The sequence below is a fragment of the Agrobacterium sp. ST15.13.013 genome, assembly GCF_027956525.1.
GTDB lineage: Bacteria > Pseudomonadota > Alphaproteobacteria > Rhizobiales > Rhizobiaceae > Agrobacterium > Agrobacterium salinitolerans.
In genome coordinates this window covers 1-454 of the sequence record NZ_JAQKGP010000097.1, presented here as the reverse complement: position 1 = coordinate 454, position 454 = coordinate 1, and the positions used below count along the sequence as shown (strand labels likewise).

1 protein-coding gene is annotated in these 454 nt (G+C 61.0%); it reads left to right on the top strand.

From position 1 onward, the window contains the following. Nucleotides 1–454: aldehyde dehydrogenase family protein (locus tag PL597_RS26050; protein ID WP_271366661.1), on the top strand; the 454-nt coding region annotated here is incomplete at both ends.

The following is a 454-nucleotide window of genomic DNA, read 5'->3' as shown; positions in this document are numbered from 1 at the left end:
TGGGCTCGGTAGTCGAGAATTACCGGACGATATCCTGTGGCCGGAAGACGAGCTCATCCCGCTCTCCAAACAGGGCGGTTTTGCCGCGCGTCATGTGCTAACCTCGAAATCAGGCGTCGCCGTCCATATCAACGCCTTCAACTTCCCCTGCTGGGGAATGCTGGAAAAACTGGCGCCCACGTGGCTTGCCGGTATGCCGGCGATCATTAAACCGGCCACCGCTACCGCCCAGCTCACCCAGGCAATGGTGAAAGCGATTGTCGACAGCGGCCTGGTGCCGGAGGGCGCCATCAGCCTGATTTGCGGCGGCGCGGGCGATCTGCTCGACCATCTCGATAGCCAGGACGTGGTGACCTTTACCGGCTCGGCCGCCACCGGCCAGCAGCTACGGACGCACCCTAACCTGGTGGCCAAATCTATTCCCTTTACCATGGAAGCTGATTCGCTCAACTGC